This window comes from Ruminococcus sp. CAG:57, assembly GCF_000435935.1.
GTDB classification, from domain to species: Bacteria; Bacillota; Clostridia; order Oscillospirales; family Ruminococcaceae; genus Hominimerdicola; species Hominimerdicola aceti.
The window spans coordinates 61,895-76,788 of the sequence record NZ_FR890688.1 but is presented as its reverse complement, the minus strand read 5'-3'; the positions used below and the strand labels follow the sequence as shown (position 1 = coordinate 76,788).

Here is a 14,894-nt window from a genome sequence, read left to right as displayed (position 1 = left end):
TTTATTCCTCTTTCAGTGCAAGACCTTTTTCAACTCTTATCCTGTCAGCTATCTCTGCTATCTTCTGCAATCTGTGGTTTGCCCCCGAACGTGAGATAGGAGGATCTATGGCTGCACCAAGATCTTTAAGATTGAAGTCAGGGTTATTATATCTAAGCTCAGCTATCTCCTGCAAATTATCAGGAAGAGAATAAAGCCCCACTGTCTCGTCTATAAGTTCGATATCGCTTATCTGCTTTTCCGCTGCTTTCAGCGACTTCTCTATATTGGCGTTATCGCAGTTCACCGCTCGGTTTATCTTGTTGCGCATATCTTTCATCATTTTTACGTTCATAAGTTCAAGCGAACACATAGGCGCACCCATAAGAGTAAGCATATCTATGATATTCTCAGACTCTTTTATGTAAACTATCTGTGCGTTCTTACGTTCAACGTGCTTTGGAGTGATATCGTAATTATCTATAAGCAGCATACCAAAATCATTGCAAAGCTCTATCGTTGGCATAACGAACTCCATATGATATTTTTTCTCAGGATTGTTCACCGAACCGCAGGCAAGAAATATACCAGCCACAAGCTGTGGATAAAACTTCTCTTTAGGCAGGTCAGCTTCTTCCAAACGCCTGCTCTTATCCATTCTGAAATAGTCAAGAAGCATGAGCCTGTCCTCACGCGCAGGAATATCCAAAGCATAAAGCACAACGCCGTTTCGCTTTTTCTGCTCTGTGACTAACACTGCGTTTTCATTACCGGTTATCCTGCCAGTGTTCAACACAAAAAAGTCTGCTACCGCTTTGTTTTCAGTGAGAAAAGATATCTCATCATCTGACAGGCAGTTACAGTACGTGAGCATACCCATCATGCACACGTCAGCCTTTGGCTTTGAATTTATCTTGCTGATTATTTCTTCTTTTGCTCTGTATGAAAAGGATACGTCCTCCAACTTTCAAACCGCCTTACTGATTATTTATATCTCTGTGTGTTATTCTTATCCTGTGACCTTGCTTTCTCAGATGCTCCGCAACTGCTTCTGCAAAGGTAACGCTCCTATGCTTTCCGCCCGTACAGCCGAACGCTATAACAAGCTGTGACTTGCCCTCTTTTTCGTAAAGAGGTATGAGATAGTCGATAAGATCTGTTAGCTTGCCTAGAAGCACTTTGGCTTCGTCAAAGCTCAAAACATAATCATAAACGTCCTTGTCAAGACCTGTTTTGTTCTTAAGCTCAGGTACATAAAACGGATTAGGCAGACACCTTACGTCAAATACAAGGTCGCCCTCGCTCATTGCACCGAACTTGAACCCGAACGACTGAACATCAATATGCATAAACTCGTTGTTTCCAAGGAATATGGAATAAAGCCTTTCCTTAAATTGAGCTGTTGAGCTTCTTGACGTGTCTATATAAAAATCAGCCTGTGCTTTTATAGGTCTTAATATCTCACGCTCAGTTTCAATAGCTTTTCTTATGTTTCCATATGACACCTCGTCAAGAGGGTGCTTTCTTCTTGTTTCCTTGTATCTTCTCACGATAACGTCATCTGAACTGTCAAGGAAAAGTATTTTAAGACTCACGTCCTCGCCCTGAAGCTGCTTTACTGTGTCTTGAAGCTTCAGAAAAAGATCGCCGCCTCTTATATCAACAACAAACGCTACCTTGTCTATTTTTCCGTCAGACTGACTGCATATGTTTGCAAACTTTGGGATAAGCTCAGGCGGCATATTATCAACGCAGTAATATCCTATATCTTCAAGCACATTCACGGCACTTGATTTTCCCGATCCTGACATACCAGTAATTATCACAAACTGCATAACGTTCATTCCTTTCTTACAAAGCTGAAAAAAATCATCACTTATTGATCCCTATTTAAATTATTCCTTGTAAGGTATTATCTTTACCTCACATTCAAGAAGATAGCCTGTCTGCTCTTTGACAATGTGCTGAACGTGTCTTATCACCGACATAATATCCTCAGTTGTTGCACCACCCTTGTTCACCACAAAACCGCAGTGCTTTTCAGACACCTGTGCTCCTCCCACTGTGTATCCCCTCAGACCACAGTCCTCAATGAGCTTTCCTGCAAACTGTCCCTCAGGTCTTTTAAAGGTCGAGCCTGCACTTGGATATTCAAGTGGCTGTTTTGAACGGCGTCTGCCCATAAGCTCCACCATTTTGTCCTGAATATCGTCATACGCTCCTGCCTCAAGTCTGAACACTCCTGAGGTTATGACTTCGCCGTTTTTCTGATAGCAACTACTGCGATAGCTGAGAGCCATTTTATTTGCCTCTGTAGTATGTACAGTACCGTCTGCCCTCACGGAGTTCGCAGAGGTTATAACGTTTTTAATCTCACCGTCATAAGCACCTGCGTTCATATATATAGCACCGCCCACAGTTCCCGGTATGCCATAGGCAAACTCAAGTCCTGTGAGGTTATGCTCAAGAGCGAATCTGCACAGCTTTATAAGGCTGCACCCAGCCTCGGCGTATATGGTGTTTTCGTTCATCATTTTTATCTCGTCCACTGACTGACCCATGAGGAACACCACTCCCTCATAGCCCTTATCGTCAAATAAAAGATTTGAGCCATTTCCAACAACAATATATCTTACGTTCCATTCGTGTGCGGCTCTAACAAGTTTTGCAAGGCTTTCCTCTGAGCTTATATCCACCATTGCAGTGCACGCTCCGCCTGTGCGGAATGTGGTATGCTTTGAAAGCGGCTCGTTGTAGACAACATTACATTCAAGCTCTGAGGCAAGATCAAGCAGCTTTTGTGTATTCATATATATCTGTAAAACGCCCTTGTGAGGGCTTCTCCTTTCATTGTTTTAAATATCGAGGTTTGGTCTTTTCGCAAGAACATATTCCCTTATCTTTTCCCAATCACTGTTCATGATAAGCTTCTCAGGAAAATCAAGTTCCTCCGCTATCTTTGCCACTTTCGGTGTTTGACCGATAAGCTGACAGAAATGGCAGTCTGAATCAAAGACCACAGGCACTTCATACTTTTTGCAAAGCTTCAAAAGCTCCACTACATTTCTTCTGGGCGACCTTTTGCACGCAAATGAGCTTTCGTTTATCTCCACAAGCTTGCCATACTCTTTGAACGCCTTTACGCCCTTTTCATAATCGAACATAAAAGGTGCGGTGGTGCAGTGACCTATAACATCCACCTGAGGGTTCTGCGCGACTTTCAGCCAGCTTTTAGTGTGGTTCTCAGGTGTCGAGGGAGTATAGCAGGCACTGTGCATAGACGCCACCACCCATTCAAGTCCTGAAAGCAGCTTTTCGTCAGTATCAAGCTCTCCTTCATCGCTTATGACGTTGGCTTCGATACCTCTGAGGATGGTTATCCCGTTTATCTTTCTCGGCAGTATGCCAAGATTGACAAAATGCCAGATATGTGGCGAGTCGGGCATTTTCATGGCATGGTCTGTCATCGCTATGCCTTTCATTCCGTATTTTTCAGCCCACTGGCAGTTCTCTGTTATGGTGGAGTAAGCATGAGTTGAAGCTATAGTGTGCGTGTGCATATCTCCCTGTAAGTGCATTATGATCTATCTCCTATTAAAAAAAAGTATATGCGTGTTTTTAGAAATTATCCCAGTTCTTGACCTTGTCTTTCTTGTCCATTTGCAGACCAAGATTCTGCAAAAGTTCAGCAGCAGCGTTATAACCCATTTTCTTCTGACGGTTGTTCATTGCAGCAACTTCAAGGATAACAGCAAGGTTTCTGCCCGGCTTTATAGGAATGGTAAGGCTAGGTATTTTTATACCGAGGATAGTAGTATACTCGTTGTCTACGCCCATTCTGTCGTATATCTTTGTGCTGTCCCAAGGCTCAAGTTCTACGATAAGGTCTATCTTCTCGCTTACCTTTACAGCACCCATACCGAACAGACGTCTTGTATTGATGATACCGATACCTCTCAGTTCGAGGAAGTGACGGATATTATCAGGTGAAGAGCCGACAAGCGTTCTGTTTGATGTCTTTCTTATCTCAACGGCATCGTCAGCCACAAGTCTATGACCTCTCTTTACAAGCTCGATAGCGGTCTCGCTCTTACCAACACCACTCTCTCCCACGATAAGGATTCCCTCGCCGTATACTTCGATAAGAACGCCGTGGCGTGTTATTCTTGGAGCAAGTTCAACGTTCAAATAGCCGATAAGTGCGGCGATAAATGCTGTTGTGCTGTCCTGCGTTCTTGCGATAGGCACGCCGTATTTCTTGGCTATCTCAACCATTTCAGGATAAAGTTCATGACCTCTTGCCACGATAAAAAGCGGTATCTTTGTAGCAAAAAGTGCGTCTATCCTCTCATATCTTGTTTTCTCGTCAAGTGAAGCAAGATAAGCAAACTCCATATTTCCGCATATCTGAACACGCTCTGCATTGAAATACTCATAAAATCCCATAAGCTGAAGTCCAGGTCTGTTACAATCATTCTCAGTAACAACAAGGCTGCTGATGTTCTCAGGAGCATAGATTATCTCCATATTAAGCTGTTTGATTATCTCCTCGACAGTAACGCTGAATATCTCTGCCATTGAATATCATTCCTTTCCAGTCAAATTTTATATTCTAAGTAAACCTTTGTTATACATCTCCTGTGCGGCAAGCATAACGCCTGCTTTGCCTGTTGGGTATGTGATACCGCCCTGCAGCCATGCGGCAAACGGCGTTCTTATAGGAGCGTCTGCTGAAAGCTCTATGGACGCACCCATTGTGAATGCTCCTGCCGCCATTATAACCTTGCTGTCATAACCCGGCATATCCCATGCCTCTGGAGTAACATAGCTGTCAACCGGCGAGCCTTTCTGTATTCCCTGACAGAAAGCCACGAGGTTTTCCTCGTTTTCAAGAAGAATAGATGCGATTATATCAGTTCTTGTTTCGCCACTTTCAGGGAGAGTCTTATAGCCAAGCTTTTCAAAGAAACGGCAGGCGAAAACGGAAGTTTTAAGAGCAGAAGCAACCACCTGCGGTGCTAAGAAAAAGCCAAGGAGCATTTCTCTGTTCTGATTAAGTGAACAACCAACTTCCTTGCCCATGCCAACGCAGGTGAGCCTGTCGGCACACTTTTCCACAAGGTCTGCTCTGCCGCAGATATATCCGCCTGTAGAAGCAATTCCACCGCCTGGATTTTTTATAAGCGAGCCTATTATGATATCTGCACCAACGCTCAGTGGCTCTTTTCTTTCAACAAACTCACCGTAACAGTTATCCACCATGACGATTATATCAGGATTAGCTTTCTTTGCTGTTTCTGCTATCTTTCCGATTATCTCCACTGTCAGTGACGGTCTGAGAGAATAACCTCTTGAACGCTGGATATAGGCTATCTTTGCGCCAACGGCTTTCTTTGCTATCTCGTCATAATCAGGGTACATCTCGTCCACCAAGTCTACCTGCTCATACTTTACACCGAAATCAATAAGTGAGCCGTTGCCCTTTTCGCCTCTGATACCGATTATCTCCTCAAGAGTATCATATGGCTTTCCAGTGCAGGCAAGCATTGTGTCTCCGCTTCTAAGCACTCCGAAAAGCGCTGTTGACAGTGCATGAGTGCCGTTCACAAAAGTGTGTCTTACCAAAGCGTCCTCGCCGCCAAGCGCCTGAGCGAACACCTTGTCTATAGTATCTCTGCCCATGTCGCCGTATCCGTAACCTGTTGTGCCTTTAAGACAGCCCTCGCTTACACGATTGTCGATAAAAGCTTTCAGCACTTTCTGTCCGTTATACTCGGCGTTGCTGTCTATTTTCTCAAACATCTCCCTGCACTCATTCTCTGCCTCGGCGGCAAGAGATAAAAGCTTTGGGTCTATATCAAATATACATTCATTCATTTTCAATTCTCTCCAATACAAGATCTATTCCGCAGGCTTTAAAGCCTATCTCCTCATAATAGCTCACTCTATGGGGTCTTGCAAATAATCTGACCTGAAAACCGTCCTGTGTGAGCTTTTCACCTATCCAATACAAAAGCTGTCTTGCATGGAATTTTCCACGCTCCTCGGGTATAGTGCCAACGTGTCCCACAAGTGCCACTCCATCTATGATATACTGTATGGTGGCGGTGGTGTAATCACCCAGCAGGAATGACTGTGAAAGTCCTCTTCTTACTCTGTGGGAAGTATCCGTCAGCCACAGTTCATAGGAATTTTTTATGGCAGGGAAACACGGTGCAAGTATCCTGAAAACATCATCGAGTTTTGGAAGCTCGTTCACATCAAGGGGCGGGATATCGTTTTTCGCAACAAAGCTGAACTCCGTACGCTTGTCACCCTTATACTCCGTCTTAGTAAGTTCTGCAAGCTTATCTGAATACTCCGCCTCGAACTCCACTGCAGCAGGCTTGTTCATAAGAATGAACCCTGCAAGTTCGCCCAATACCTTATCGTCAAATCTCTTATCCTTGAAAGTCGATATCATCATAGAGGCGTTGAATACTGATATGATACCAAGCTTTTCTCCGCTTTCCTCAACGGCATAGAAATGCAGAAAATCATACCCTGTGCCGTATGCCGCAAAGTGCGACTTTATACGCCTTGTATAATTGTTAGGTTTAAGACCGCTCAGCAGTTCTGAGCTGATCTCTTTGGTTTCATAGATCATTTGTTATAAGTCCTATCCAAGATCAATTTTGTAAGAACATAAGCGTTCTCAAAGTCCGCCTTATTTATCACACAGCTTGGCGAATGAAGATATCTGCAAGGGAGCGACACTGCGGCTGTTTTTACGCCGCCACGGGAAACGTGTATCGCACCTGCATCATTTCCTCCTGCCACCATTGTTTTGGTCTGACACGGCAGACATTTTTCTTCTGCCGCAGAAAATGCAAGCTCATAAAGCTCACGGTCATACATTGTGTGTCTGTCCATATAAGATACCACAGGACCTTTTCCAAGCTCACATACCCTTTTCTCTCCAGAAGCCGATGGAATATCCGCAGCAGTTGTGGATTCAAGCACCACTGCATAATCAGGCGCAACAGTAAACGCCGCACAGGTCGAGCCACGCAAACCTATCTCCTCCTGTACCACGAAGGTGAAATATGTGTCATACTCTACGCCCTCTTCTATCATTTTGAGCATTATTGCACAGCCTGCTCTATCGTCTATGGCTTTGCACTTAACAAAGCCCTCGCCGAACTCTACAAAATCGGAAACAAATCTCACACTGTCCCCAAGGCGCACAAGCTTTAAGGCTTCCTCACGGCTGTCAACACCTATATCTATGGTAAGCTTATCAAAAGGCACAGACTTTTTTCTCTCCTCAGCTGTGAGATTATGGATAGCCTTTCCGCCCACAACGCCAAGGACGTTATTCCTGCCGATTTTGACACGTCTGCCGAAAACAACTCTTGGGTCAACACCGCCAACTGATGACACTTTCAGCGTACCGTCAGAATTCACATAGGTGACTATCATGCCAACCTCGTCCATATGAGCAGACACCATTATCTTATTTTTAGGCGTCTTTTTGCCCTTGCAGAAAGCTATGACATTGCCAAGGTTATCCACCCTTATTTCAGCTTTATCACCTATTTTATCTATTATATATTCTCTTACCGCTCCCTCGTCGCCTGAAATGCCGTCAAGGAGGCAGAGGTCTTTCAGTTTATCCAACATAAATATCTACACTCTTTTCAGATATTCTGCAATAAGCAGAGCCGTATTATCAATATCATTTATATCCACTATCTCAACAGGCGTGTGCATATGCTTTTCTGGAATTGATATGGTAACGGCTTTTGTTCCACTTCCGCTCACACCGATAGTGTCAGCGTTCGTACCTGTTTTTCCGCTCATAACTTCAAGCTGATATGGTATGCCCTTTTCTTCTGCAAGGCTAATAAAGCTATCTGACATCTCTCGTGAAAGGGACGGAGCAATGCCTATCATCGCTCCCTTGCCCATTATGCCGCACTCTTCCTCGCTCTCATAATGAGTCCTAGCAAAGGAAACGTCCACCACTATCGCATAGTCTGCATTGATATCAAAGGCGGCTGTTTTTGCACCACGCTCGCCAACTTCTTCCTGAGTTGAAAAGCACACTGCGATATTATAAGCTGTCTGCTGACCATTGAGAAGCTCCAAAGTCTTTAGGATAGCCGTACAGCCTGACCTGTCGTCAATTGCTTTGGATGTCACACGGCTTCCTGCGAGCCTTTCGGCTTTGTTTTCTATAAGCACTCTGTCACCAAGGGAAACATACTTTGCTGCATTTTCACGACTCGTGAAACCTATATCTATGAAAACGCTGTCAAGGTCAGGTGCGACAGAGCTGTCTTTTTCAAGGTGAGGCGGAGTTGAAGTCACGATGCCTGTGAGCTTTTCTTTGCCGTAAACTGTCACCTGCTGAGCCAAAAGAAGCCTTGTATCAAGGCCACCGCAGCCTGATATTTTCAAAAAACCGTCCTCTGTGATATATGTGACTATCATGCCTATCTCGTCTATATGGGCGTCAAGAAGCATAACAGGCTTGCCGTCCTCCCAGCTTCCCACCTTGCAGATAACACTGCCAAGAGCGTTATCCAAGGTGACTTCGCCATACTCTTCAAGGAGCTTTGCCGCAGTCTCAGCCGCTGAGCCTTCCGCTCCCGATACACCTGCCGCAGAGCAAAGCTGTGACAGTATCTCAAATGTATCCATAATACATATCCCTGCTTTTTATAAAATTAGAGTTCGTTCACAAGTCGCTTGAAATGTCTGCCTCTTGCCTCAAAGTTAGGATAGAGGTCAAAACTTGCACAGGCTGGTGAAAGTGTGACAACATCGCCCTTTTCAGCCATTTTCTGTGCTGTAAGGACTGCCTCTTCAAGGGTCTTTACTCTCACTATCTTAAGACCGCTTTCAGGATAGAGCGGGCTTTCTGTAACAGCCTTTTCTATCTTGTCTGCTGTCGCACCAAGAAGAATGAGTATCTTTACGTTCCTGTTCACAGGTTCTGCAAGAGGTTCAAAAGGTATCTTCTTGTCATAGCCGCCTGCGATAACAATAAGCTTCTGATTAAATGAATTAAGTCCTGCGATAACTCTTGTAGGGCTTGTTGCGATAGAATCGTTGTACCACTTAACACCGTCTATCTCTCTTACAAATTCAATTCTATGCTCAACGCCACCGAAGTTCTTTGCTACCTGAACTATGCTCTGGATAGATACCTCGCCCCATACTGCGGCGATAGCTGTGAGATAGTTCGCAACGTTGTGGATACCAGGTATCCTTATATCGTCCTTGTGCACTATCTCTGTAGTTCTGCCCTTTTCCGTGTAGCAAAGCATACCGTCGTCATTAAGATATGCGCCTGTCTGAACAGGGTGCTTTAGAGAGAATGTGACAAGCTTTCCTCTTACGAGGTCTGCAAGCTTTATGGTTTCCTCGTTATCTTCGTTGAGTACAGTTCTTGAATATCCGTTCTGATGAGCGATAAGGTTAGCCTTTGCACTGATATACTCCTCCATTGTTCCGTGAACGTTCAGGTGGTTTGGAGTGATGTTTGTGATTGCGGCAACGTTTGGCGACTGTCTCATTGAGATAAGCTGGAAGCTTGAAAGCTCAACTACTGCAACATCGCTGTCTGACATTGTTTCTACGATAGGCAGAAGAGCCTTGCCGATATTTCCGCCGATATGGACACGCTTGCCCTCGGCTTTGAGCATTTCGCTGATAAGGGTAGTAGTAGTAGTCTTTCCGTCTGAACCTGTTACGCCGTATATCTTGCATGGGCAGAGGTCAAAGAAAGTTTCCATTTCTGATGTAATGGCAACGCCTGCTTTTCTTGCCTTTGTGATAGTTTCATCATTATAGTACATACCAGGTGTTCTGAAAACTATATCGCAGTTGAAGATGATATCAAGATAATGCTCGCCCAATGAGAACTCACAGCCCTTTGCGGAAAGCTCCTCATAGATAAGCTCATCAAATTCGTCCTCTGTCTTTTTGTCGCAGACAACGCATCTTATGCCCTTTGAGAGAAAAAGCTTTATAAGCTCAAGGTGACTTACGCCCGTGCCTATGAACGCTACTCTCTTATCTTTTATTTCCATGAAATATCTTTGTGCTTTTGTCATATCATTAACTCCTTCAATAATTCTGTCAGTTGTGTGCAATATACTGCACACATACCTATTCTATTTTATTATATATCATTTTATCCAAAAACGCAAGGACTTTTTTATATATGCAAAAAAAGTTTACCTGTCGTGCAGTCAGCAAACGTTTACTTGATTTTTGTGTCTAAATGTGCCGCAGTAACAGTGTGTTTTTTGTGAAAAGTGAGAAAAATTTATTATTTGCAAAAAAGCTATTGTAAAATCGGGATTTATAAAGTATAATATATGTATATTGGTATGTTTCGTACTGACCTGAGGTCAGACAACAATTAGTATTGGAGGATATGATAATAATGGGTAATGCTGACAATGTATTGTTCGACAATGACTCAAGAGTTGCACCGCTTGGTCTTATTGCTATGGCAGGCGCTTCCGAGCTTGGCAAGAAGGTAGACGGTTATCTTACAAAATGGGCTAATGAAAACGAATTTGTTAAGGATACTTTCCTTGTTGAGGCTGTTTGTCCTAGATTTTCTTCCGGCGACGGCAAGGGCCTTATCAAGTCATCTATCAGAGGCGACGATCTTTTCATTCTCTGCGACGTAGGAAACTATAGCTGCACATACAACTATTTCGGCAGGGAAAACTGTATGTCACCTGACGATCATTATCAGGATCTTAAAAGAATAATTCAGGCTGCAGGCGGTAAGGCTCACAGAATAAACATCATCATGCCTTCCCTTTACGGCGGCAGACAGCACAGAAGAAACTACAGAGAATCTCTTGACTGTGCAGTTGCTCTTCAGGAGCTTCAGTCTATGGGCGTTTCAAATATCCTTACTTTTGACGCTCACGATCCAAGAGTACAGAACGCTGTTCCGCTCATGGGTCTTGACAACATAATCCCTTCCTATCAGGTTCTCAAGGCAATGTTTAAAAACCTTTCAGATTTCAGACCTGACAAAGATCACTTCATGATAATCTCTCCTGACGAGGGCGCTATCAACAGAAATATGTACTACGCTTCTGTTCTGGGCGTAAACCTCGGTATGTTCTATAAGAGAAGAGATTATTCAACTATCATCGACGGAAGAAACCCTATCGTTGCTCACGAGTATATGGGTAATGACGTTGCCGGCAAGGACGTTTTCATTGCTGACGACATCATCTCATCAGGCGAGTCTATGCTGGATATCGCTGTAGAGCTTAAAAAGCGCAAGGCTAACAAGATCTACTGCTATGCTACTTATCCTATTTTCACAAACGGTCTTGAGTCATTCAACAAGGCTTATGCTGACGGCATCATCGACGGCGTATTCGGTACGAACCTCACATACAGAACTCCTGAGCTGCTTTCAAGCCCATGGTTCTACGAGGTAGACTGCTCTAAGTACATTGCTTACTTCATTGCATCACTCAATCATGACAAGTCTATCTCACAGGTCATCGACCCACACACAAAGATCGAAGCTCTGCTGAAAAAATACGGCATAAAGTAAATTCAATACACAACGATAAAGTTCGGGGCGGACGGCTGTCCCGAACTTTTTTTTATATGAGGAGAAGATAAAATGATATTTGCAGGGATAGTTGCAGGAGGCTGTGGCTCTAGGGTAAAAAGTGCGGTTATACCAAAGCAGTTTATAGAGATAGGCGGAGTGCCTGTTATCGTCAGAACAGTGAGAGCGTTTCTTGCAGTGGAAGAGATAGATATGGTTTATGTAGGCATAAAACCTGACTGGCACGAATACACTAACGAGCTTTTTGAACGCTTCGGGATAGACAAAGAGCGTATAAGAGTCATAGACGGCGGACCTGACAGAAACGGCACTGTAATGAACATAGCTGAGGCAATAGTCGCTGAACATGGTGAGAATGAGGGGGACATAATACTCACCCATGACGCTGTAAGACCATTTGTGACGGAGAAAATAATAAAGGACAATATCGAGGCGATGAGGGAACATTCCGCCTGCGGAACTTATATGCCTGCGGCTGATACCATAATAAGATCTGACGGTGAAAAGGTCAGGGAAACGCTTAACAGAAGCGAGCTTTATCAGGCGCAAACTCCGCAAACTTTCAGACTTGGGGATCTGAGAAGGAATTATTATTCGCTTAGCGAGGAGCAAAATAAAAAGCTGACGGACACTTGTTCTGTGTTTACAGCTTGTAATGAGGATATATACCTTGTCGTCGGGGACGCATTGAATTTCAAGATAACCACAGATAGCGATTTAAAAATGGCGAATGCACTTGCAGAGTTAAATGAGAAATGAGAAATAAATCAAGGCGGTGTTGGAGAACAATCTCTGCACCGCTTTTTTCTATACCCTACCATGCTTTGTGCTGTTTTCAGCATAAATAAGATCACGTCCAAAACGAATATTCTCACAAAGCTTGTCAATAATAACAAACGAAAAGTTTCGCAAAGCTTATCTGTTGTTCAAAAAGTCAATAGCCATGCCTGCAGGCAGTACACCTTTTGTGCATACCTATAAAATATATTAGATATGCCTAACTAAGATTGACATACGGCTTCGCGCGTGGTAAAATAAATGTGGTTAGTAGCTACTAACCTCGTGAGAATAGATCATGCAGACTTCTCTATGATGACAAGAGCGAAATGTCATCAGCCCGAATGGTGGTGCGTTCGGGTAGTCTGCATAATATTAAAAAGGAGCTTATATTATGAACTATCTTGAGATCGTAAAAGTAATCGGACGTGAAATTCTGGATTCCAGAGGAAACCCAACCGTTGAAGCTGAGGTATATCTCGCAGACGGAACAGTGGGCAGAGGCACTGCACCAAGCGGTGCGTCAACAGGCGAGTTTGAGGCCCTTGAGCTTCGTGACGGCGATAAGGGCAGATATGGCGGAAAGGGCGTAACAAAGGCAGTTGAGAACATCAACACTGCTATCAATGACGCTGTCTGCGGACTTGACGCTTCTGACATCTATGCCGTTGATAAGGCTATGATAAAGGCTGACGGCACTAAGGATAAGTCAAAGCTTGGTGCTAACGCTATCCTCGCTGTTTCTATCGCTGCTGCAAGAGCGGCTTCTATCTCTCTTGATATCCCTCTCTACAGATTTCTCGGCGGCATTTCAGGAAACAGACTTCCTGTTCCTATGATGAACATTCTTAACGGTGGCGCTCATGCTGCAAACACTGTTGACGTTCAGGAATTTATGATAATGCCCGTTGGTGCACCAAGCTTTAAGGAAGCGCTCCGCTGGTGCGCTGAGGTTTTCCACGCTCTGGCTGCACTGCTTAAATCAAAGGGACTTGCTACTTCTGTAGGCGACGAGGGTGGCTTCGCTCCTGACCTTGCAAGCGACGAGGAAGCTATCCAGTATATACTCGAAGCTGTTAAGAACGCAGGCTATGAGCCGGGTAAGGACTTCATGATAGCAATGGACGCTGCTTCAAGCGAGTGGAAAGGCTCAAAGAAGGGCGAGTACGTTCTTCCAAAGGCCGGAACAAAGTTCACATCTGCTGAGCTTATCGAACACTGGAAGAAACTCGTTGAAAAATACCCTATCATCTCTATCGAGGACGCTCTCGACGAAGAAGATTGGGAGGGCTGGCAGCTTCTCACTAAGGAGCTTGGCGGCAAGGTGCAGCTCGTTGGCGACGACCTGTTCGTAACAAATACAGAAAGACTTGCAAAGGGCATCAGCCTTGGCTGCGGTAACTCTATCCTTATCAAGCTCAATCAGATAGGCTCAGTTTCTGAAACACTTGAGGCTATCAAAATGGCTCATAAGGCAGGCTACACTGCGATTTCTTCACACCGTTCAGGTGAAACATCAGACACAACTATCGCTGACCTTGCAGTTGCTCTTAACACTTGTCAGATAAAGACAGGCGCACCAAGCAGAAGTGAGCGTGTTGCAAAGTACAATCAGCTTCTCAGAATTGAGGAAGAACTTGGCGAAAGCGCTGTTTATCCACAAATGGGCGCATTTAACGTAACCAGATAGTTTTTTGTCATATATGAATCAAGCTAAAAGCTTGAAAAAAAGCAGTCCACAGGGGCTGCTTTTTTTGTTGGATAAATGCAGTGTAGTGGCGTCCTGATGTCGCTCGCTCATCACCACTTGCTTGTCCATTTATCATCACATATAACAGACATAAAAAATCACGCCCTAACAAAGTAAGGCGTGATCTTGACTAAGGATATTTCCCTAGTGGTGAGCTATCGGGGATTCGAACCCCGGACCCTTTGATTAAAAGTCAAATGCTCTGCCAACTGAGCTAATAACTCATATCGTCCTGCAACGACTTAATTATTATATCAAATTCCTATCAGTTTGTCAAGTGTTTTCGTGAGATTTTTTCACTTTTTCCAAACTGCACATATTTATTCCCCATTTGGCATACTTTTATGCGTTTTCTAACAAAAAAAACGCCCCTGAAAATCAAGGGCGTTTTATCTGCAAAACTTTAAGATCAGTTTATCTTGTTGCCGCAGTTAGGGCAGAACTGATTTCCAGCCGGAACTTTGCCTCCGCAAGTAGGGCAGAACTTTTCACCCTGTGGTGCGGCCTGAGCCTGTGGCTGTGCATATGTCTGCTGTGGAGCGTTCTGCTGTGGAACAGAACCTGCATACTTCTTGAAAAGTGCATAGATACCGCAGATAACAAGAAGAACAAATGCTATCCAGAACAGTACATACATGAATGTGTAGAAACCGCCATACAGCTTGCTCATACCTGAAAGATAGCTTCCTGCTGCATATGTAACTGCAAGACCCAGAACAACACCTGCACCAGTAGTTACCGGCTTGAGGTACTTGTCAGCAATTTTGAAAAAATCGTTCATTA

Annotated in this window: 14 protein-coding genes and 1 tRNA gene; 3 read left to right on the top strand and 12 right to left on the bottom strand. The window is 44.1% G+C overall.

All coding sequences use genetic code 11. The features are described 5' to 3' along the window. Position 1: 1 nt before the first annotated feature. Genes whiA through murD form a run of 10 tightly spaced genes read right to left on the bottom strand, consistent with a single transcriptional unit; the run spans position 2 to position 10,082 of the window. Entirely contained in the window at positions 2-943 is a 942-nt protein-coding gene (gene whiA, locus QVO88_RS01330; RefSeq protein WP_022286735.1) for a DNA-binding protein WhiA, read from the bottom strand. Between the two features lie 13 nt (positions 944-956). Continuing rightward, positions 957-1,814: an RNase adapter RapZ gene (gene rapZ, locus QVO88_RS01325; protein WP_022286734.1), complete on the bottom strand. Its 858-nt coding sequence runs from the start codon at positions 1,812-1,814 to the stop codon at positions 957-959. 60 nt (positions 1,815-1,874) lie between these two features. Next, positions 1,875-2,789: a UDP-N-acetylmuramate dehydrogenase gene (gene murB, locus QVO88_RS01320; RefSeq protein WP_022286733.1), complete on the bottom strand. Its 915-nt coding sequence runs from the start codon at positions 2,787-2,789 to the stop codon at positions 1,875-1,877. 45 nt (positions 2,790-2,834) lie between these two features. Further along, positions 2,835-3,557: a phosphatase gene (locus QVO88_RS01315; protein ID WP_022286732.1), complete on the bottom strand. Its 723-nt coding sequence runs from the start codon at positions 3,555-3,557 to the stop codon at positions 2,835-2,837. 40 nt (positions 3,558-3,597) lie between these two features. After that, on the bottom strand, positions 3,598-4,557 hold the full coding sequence (gene hprK, locus QVO88_RS01310) for an HPr(Ser) kinase/phosphatase (protein WP_022286731.1): 960 nt from the start codon (positions 4,555-4,557) through the stop codon (positions 3,598-3,600). Between the two features lie 27 nt (positions 4,558-4,584). Then, positions 4,585-5,856, bottom strand: a complete 1,272-nt coding sequence (locus QVO88_RS01305) for a methionine gamma-lyase family protein (RefSeq protein WP_022286730.1) — start codon at positions 5,854-5,856, stop codon at positions 4,585-4,587. Then, positions 5,849-6,625, bottom strand: coding sequence for an N-acetyltransferase (locus tag QVO88_RS01300; RefSeq protein WP_022286729.1), 777 nt, complete (start codon positions 6,623-6,625; stop codon positions 5,849-5,851). The genes QVO88_RS01305 and QVO88_RS01300 overlap by 8 nt, the downstream gene beginning before the upstream one ends. Next, positions 6,622-7,641, bottom strand: a complete 1,020-nt coding sequence (locus tag QVO88_RS01295; protein WP_022286728.1) for a M42 family metallopeptidase — start codon at positions 7,639-7,641, stop codon at positions 6,622-6,624. The genes QVO88_RS01300 and QVO88_RS01295 overlap by 4 nt, the downstream gene beginning before the upstream one ends. A 6-nt stretch (positions 7,642-7,647) precedes the next feature. After that, a complete protein-coding gene (locus QVO88_RS01290) occupies positions 7,648-8,664 on the bottom strand; it encodes a M42 family metallopeptidase (RefSeq protein WP_022286727.1) in 1,017 nt (338 codons plus the stop codon). A gap of 26 nt (positions 8,665-8,690) precedes the next feature. Then, positions 8,691-10,082 (bottom strand): UDP-N-acetylmuramoyl-L-alanine--D-glutamate ligase, encoded by a 1,392-nt coding sequence (gene murD / locus QVO88_RS01285; RefSeq protein ID WP_022286726.1) that lies wholly within the window; start codon positions 10,080-10,082, stop codon positions 8,691-8,693. Positions 10,083-10,417: 335 nt separating this feature from the next. Between murD and QVO88_RS01280 the strand changes: the two genes are divergently transcribed. From QVO88_RS01280 to eno, 3 genes are all read left to right on the top strand, one after another. Beyond that, positions 10,418-11,563 (top strand): ribose-phosphate pyrophosphokinase, encoded by a 1,146-nt coding sequence (locus QVO88_RS01280; protein ID WP_022286725.1) that lies wholly within the window; start codon positions 10,418-10,420, stop codon positions 11,561-11,563. Positions 11,564-11,635: 72 nt separating this feature from the next. Next, the gene (locus QVO88_RS01275; protein ID WP_022286724.1) at positions 11,636-12,343 is read left to right on the top strand and encodes a 2-C-methyl-D-erythritol 4-phosphate cytidylyltransferase; all 708 of its coding nucleotides are present in this window, start codon (positions 11,636-11,638) and stop codon (positions 12,341-12,343) included. Between the two features lie 412 nt (positions 12,344-12,755). Then, positions 12,756-14,051, top strand: a complete 1,296-nt coding sequence (eno, locus tag QVO88_RS01270; RefSeq protein ID WP_022286723.1) for a phosphopyruvate hydratase — start codon at positions 12,756-12,758, stop codon at positions 14,049-14,051. A gap of 208 nt (positions 14,052-14,259) precedes the next feature. Here eno and QVO88_RS01265 read toward each other — a convergent pair. Beyond that, positions 14,260-14,335, bottom strand: a tRNA-Lys gene (locus QVO88_RS01265). A 185-nt stretch (positions 14,336-14,520) separates the two neighbouring features. Continuing rightward, entirely contained in the window at positions 14,521-14,892 is a 372-nt protein-coding gene (locus tag QVO88_RS01260) for a zinc-ribbon domain-containing protein (protein ID WP_022286722.1), read from the bottom strand. Positions 14,893-14,894: the final 2 nt, after the last annotated feature.

Excerpts from the sequence above, each read along its gene's own strand:
- rapZ (WP_022286734.1), bottom strand. The coding sequence starts at position 1,814 with ATGCAGTTTGTGATAATTACTGGTATGTCAGGATCGGGAAAATCAAGT.
- murB (WP_022286733.1), bottom strand. The coding sequence starts at position 2,789 with ATGAATACACAAAAGCTGCTTGATCTTGCCTCAGAGCTTGAATGTAAT.
- QVO88_RS01315 (WP_022286732.1), bottom strand. The coding sequence starts at position 3,557 with ATGCACTTACAGGGAGATATGCACACGCACACTATAGCTTCAACTCAT.
- hprK (WP_022286731.1), bottom strand. The coding sequence starts at position 4,557 with ATGGCAGAGATATTCAGCGTTACTGTCGAGGAGATAATCAAACAGCTT.
- QVO88_RS01305 (WP_022286730.1), bottom strand. The coding sequence starts at position 5,856 with ATGAATGAATGTATATTTGATATAGACCCAAAGCTTTTATCTCTTGCC.
- QVO88_RS01300 (WP_022286729.1), bottom strand. The coding sequence starts at position 6,625 with ATGATCTATGAAACCAAAGAGATCAGCTCAGAACTGCTGAGCGGTCTT.
- QVO88_RS01295 (WP_022286728.1), bottom strand. The coding sequence starts at position 7,641 with ATGTTGGATAAACTGAAAGACCTCTGCCTCCTTGACGGCATTTCAGGC.
- QVO88_RS01290 (WP_022286727.1), bottom strand. The coding sequence starts at position 8,664 with ATGGATACATTTGAGATACTGTCACAGCTTTGCTCTGCGGCAGGTGTA.
- murD (WP_022286726.1), bottom strand. The coding sequence starts at position 10,082 with ATGACAAAAGCACAAAGATATTTCATGGAAATAAAAGATAAGAGAGTA.
- QVO88_RS01280 (WP_022286725.1), top strand. The coding sequence starts at position 10,418 with ATGGGTAATGCTGACAATGTATTGTTCGACAATGACTCAAGAGTTGCA.
- QVO88_RS01275 (WP_022286724.1), top strand. The coding sequence starts at position 11,636 with ATGATATTTGCAGGGATAGTTGCAGGAGGCTGTGGCTCTAGGGTAAAA.
- eno (WP_022286723.1), top strand. The coding sequence starts at position 12,756 with ATGAACTATCTTGAGATCGTAAAAGTAATCGGACGTGAAATTCTGGAT.
- QVO88_RS01260 (WP_022286722.1), bottom strand. The coding sequence starts at position 14,892 with ATGAACGATTTTTTCAAAATTGCTGACAAGTACCTCAAGCCGGTAACT.